The sequence below is a fragment of the Streptomyces sp. NPDC086835 genome (genome assembly GCF_044745705.1).
In the GTDB taxonomy this organism is placed as follows: domain Bacteria; phylum Actinomycetota; class Actinomycetes; order Streptomycetales; family Streptomycetaceae; genus Streptomyces.
In genome coordinates this window covers 1-3883 of the sequence record NZ_JBIVAU010000030.1, presented here as the reverse complement: position 1 = coordinate 3883, position 3883 = coordinate 1, and the positions used below count along the sequence as shown (strand labels likewise).

The window sequence follows — 3883 nt, the reverse complement described above, 5'->3', positions numbered from 1 at the left end:
CCAGCGTCACCAGACGGGCACCCGACGTCGCCAACCCGTCGCGGAGCGTAGCCATCTCCTCTTCGCGCCCGATAAATGTCGTCAACGTGTCCGATCCGACAAGGATCGATGCCGACACGGTCACTTCAGCCTCACCACCAACAGGTCTGCCCTCTACATCATTTCGCAGAGGCCGCGAAATGAGAAGAACATGCCAGACCAGTATAATCGGACCAGTATAACGACCTCGTGCGTGATTAGCGGTGATGACGGCTGACCTGGGTCGTTGGTCCGTGTGTGGTGGGGGTTGAAGCACGCAGGTTGATCATGTCGGAGCGTCGCGTCACGGGACTTTCGGCGTCCGTGATCGCTGATCTGGTGCCGAGTTGGGGCCGGTGTGGCAGGCCCGGAGAGATGCCGAGCTGGCTGATCGTCCGCGTCGTCGGGCTGTGGGTGCGGGGGCGAAGTACAAGCTGGTCTTCGTCGACCGGCTCCTGGCCACCTGGCCACCTGGTCCACCTTCGGCACGGTGTCACTCACGACGTCCTTGCCTGCTGGTTCGGTGTCGATCGCTCCACGATCACGCGCGCGGTCGGCGAGATCAGGCCTGTGCTCGCAGACCGCGGCTGCCGCATCGAGGGCGGACTGCGGCTGCGAACGCTCGCTGACGTCATCGCCCATCTCGGCGCCACCGGCCAGACCGCCCTGATGGACGCCACCGAGATCCGGATCCGCCGGCCATCCGCACACCGCGGCGGACACAGCTGCTTCATCTCCGGCAAGAGCCGCATCAACGCAATTAAAGCCCTCATCCTCACCGACGAACGCGGACGACTTCTGTTCTGCGGCGAAGTACGAGCGGGATCGGTTGCCGACATCACCCAAGCCCGGGATGCCGGCCTGGTCGACCTCCTCGACGACACCATCGACATGCAGATCCTCGCCGATGCCGGCTACCAGGGCCTGGCAGCACAGACCTACGGCCAGGTCGTCACGCCACCCCGCAAACGCCGCGGTAAACACCTCGAGCACCTGCAATGGCTCATGGCCCACCACGAAGCCGCCCGCTTCGCCCACTCCTCAGCACGCATCCCCGTCGAGCACGGCATCGCCCACCTCAAGAACTGGCGAGCCCTAAACACTCGCACTGCCCGCCGCACAGACCTGATCACAACACCAGCCGCTACCCCGGCACGACCTCACGCTACTGAGGATTTCGGGTTGTCGTCGGGTGGTGATGGGTCATGTGAGGTTGATCCCCGGGAGTGGACACCGGGTTTCACGCGACGAGTGACAGCGTACGTGACGTGATCAGTTGCTGTTCGAACTCGACCGGTGTGCGGTAGCCGAGTGCGGAATGGCGGCGGCGCCGGTTGTAGTACGCCAGCCAGCGGAACAGCTCCAGCCGGGTGTGTGCCTTCGAGGTCCAGCGCCTTCCGTGGAGCAATTCGCGCTTGAGGCCCTGGAAGAACGATTCGGCGAGGGCGTTGTCGTAGCTTGAGCCGACGCGGCCCATGCTGCGGTGGATGCCGTGCCGTCGGCAGACCTCGGCGAAGGCGGCCGCACTGTATTGCGCGCCCCTGTCCGTGTGAAAGACGACGCCGTGGACCTGGCCGCCGCGGGCGGCCACGGCCATCTCGATCGCGTCGGTGACAAGCGAGGTGCGCATGTGGTCGGCGATCGACCAGCCCACGACCCGCCTCGAACCGTGGCCAGATACATCCACGTCGAGCCGACGGCCACATACGTGATGTCGCCGCACCACTTGGTGTTCAGCGTGTTCGCGGTGAAGTCGCGCATCACCAGGTCCGGCACGGGCGGAGCCGCCCTGTCCGCGATCGTGGTGCGCTTCTTGCGCCGGAGATGCCGGCCGACGATGTGGTTGACCCGCATCAGTCGGGCCACCCGTTTGCGGTTGATCTTCCGCCCCCGGGCCCGCAGCTCCGCATGCACCCGCGGGGCGCCATAGGCGCCATGGTGTTCGGCATGGATGGCGCGGATCTCGGCCACCGTCCGCTTGACCTCGGCCTGGCGCTCGGCACGAGCCTGAGCGTTGGCCAGGTGCCGGTAGTAGCCGGAGCGGGAGACGCCCAGGACCCGGCAGATCCGCTTGACGCCGAAGTCGGCACGGTTGTTGGAGATGAAGTCCCAGCGGCGGCGGCTCACTTCACCTCCCGAGCGAAATAGGCGGCTGCCCGGCGCAGGATCTCGCGCTCCAGCTGCCACTTTCTCTCCGCCTTCAGCAGCCGGGCGTTCTCCGCCCGCAGCCGGACCAGTTCCTCGACCGCGCCCCCGCCGGCGCCGCTGTGCTCGGGCGCGGCCTGGGCCTCGTCCTTGCGGACCCACGTCCGCAGCGACTCCGCGGTGACACCGAGATCAGCAGCCACCGCCGCATACGTCCGCCTGCCCGCCGCGGCCCGATAGAGCGCGACAGCATCCTTCCTGAACTCCTCCGGATACGGAGACTTGCGCCCCACCTGGACATCCCTCCCTGGACCATCAAGATCCATTGTCAGGGTGTCCACTCCAAAGGATCAGCCTCAACCGGCAGCCGCACCCTCGACGTGATCATGCCCTCGCTGGCCAAATCACTGGCCGCCGTCCACGAACAACGCCGGGTCCTGGAAACCCGGATCGAGGACCTCGGAGAGCCGAACACGGTGGGGAGGTTTCAGCAGTTGCGGGATTGGACGGTGAGTGCACCGGGTGCGTTCATCCAGTCGTGGGTGACGGCGCTGGCGCCGTGCTGGGCGAGGTGGGTGACGCGTTCCGCGGCCGCGGTTGGGTCCGGGTTGGTCTTGTCCAGGGCGGGGGGAACGTTTGCTGCCGCGGTGGCTGTTGTCAGGTAGTGGTTGGAGCAGTACCAGGCCATGTCGTGTCCCCCTCCGAGCCAGTTGACCGCCTGGGTGTCAAACATGACGAACCAGGGGCGCAGCGAGGGCTCGTATATGGTGCGGGGGTCGCCGGTGCTGGATGTGGGGTGCATGTCCGGCCACATCATCGCCTGGTCGAGCTTGCCCGTGCTGGCCAGGTCGCGCACGTGTGCCGCGTACTCCTTGGCGGTGGAGAGGTTGTCCAGGTCATAGCCGGCGAGCTTGTTCTCGATGGTGCCGGTGATCGGGTAAAGGATGAACTTTCCTCGCAGTTGCTGCCAGGTCGGCCAAGCATCCGCCTTCGCGGCGGCGTCGAGGGTGGGGTAGGCCGTGCCCGTCATGTCGCTGGGCTTGAAGATGCGGTGGGTTCCGATGTGGTTCTTGATGAGGGAGTCGAGGTCGGCGGGTCCTTTGCCGGCCTTCTTGCGGAAGCCCCATTTGAGCTCGAGTTTGATGTAGATGGGGTCGTGGTCGGGGTGGGCCTCGCTCCAGTCGCTGAGGTTGTCCAGGCAGGTTCGCAGATTCCCGTTCCTCTGAGTGGTCTGGAAGATCCACTTGCCGACCTTGTAGGTGCAATTGTTGTCGTTGATGAGCGGGTTGGAGTGGCTGACGACCCATCCGCCCGTGCCGCTGTAGGTGCTGTAGACGTCGATCTCCAGGAGACGAGCGCCCTTGTCCAGCGCGTCGGTGAGCCTGCCCGACTTGCTTTCCTCGAAGGCGTTGTGGAGGCCGGAGACGGTGATGCGGTCCAGCCGTGTGTCTTCGAAACTCGACGACGCGCTCGTGGCGGCCTTGGCCGACGGGTGTGACGCACCCGGCAAGATGGTGGCAAACAGCAGGGCACTGCCCAGAACGCAGGTTCTGCGCAGCCAGCTGCCTGAGGCGGCGATCTTCACGGGCATAGAGACTCCTGAATCCGAAGTGACGATGCTTCTAACTGATCGTTTCAAAATGAGGTTCGGAGGCGTCTCAAGCAGATGATGCTGCACGCGAGTTGAAGCAGGCCGAGGTGGAGATCGGCGCGTATCTCG

General features: G+C 65.3%; 2 protein-coding genes and 1 pseudogene. 1 reads left to right on the top strand and 2 read right to left on the bottom strand.

Going from position 1 to position 3883, the window contains the following annotated elements:
- Positions 1-393 precede the first annotated feature (393 nt).
- Entirely contained in the window at positions 394-1290 is an 897-nt protein-coding gene (locus tag ACIPJI_RS36440) for a transposase family protein (RefSeq protein WP_402251260.1), read from the top strand.
- Here ACIPJI_RS36440 and ACIPJI_RS36435 read toward each other — a convergent pair.
- Positions 1259-2456 (bottom strand): annotated as a pseudogene (locus ACIPJI_RS36435) (IS3 family transposase). The gene ACIPJI_RS36440 and the pseudogene ACIPJI_RS36435 sit on opposite strands and share 32 nt — an antisense overlap.
- Before the next feature lie 194 nt (positions 2457-2650).
- Positions 2651-3754, bottom strand: a complete 1104-nt coding sequence (locus ACIPJI_RS36430) for a Ca2+-dependent phosphoinositide-specific phospholipase C (RefSeq protein ID WP_402251258.1) — start codon at positions 3752-3754, stop codon at positions 2651-2653.
- Positions 3755-3883 lie beyond the last annotated feature (129 nt).

Bases quoted from the DNA above. Each gene is read 5' to 3' on its own strand.
- ACIPJI_RS36440 (WP_402251260.1), top strand. From the start codon at position 394: ATGCCGAGCTGGCTGATCGTCCGCGTCGTCGGGCTGTGGGTGCGGGGG.
- ACIPJI_RS36430 (WP_402251258.1), bottom strand. From the start codon at position 3,754: ATGCCCGTGAAGATCGCCGCCTCAGGCAGCTGGCTGCGCAGAACCTGC.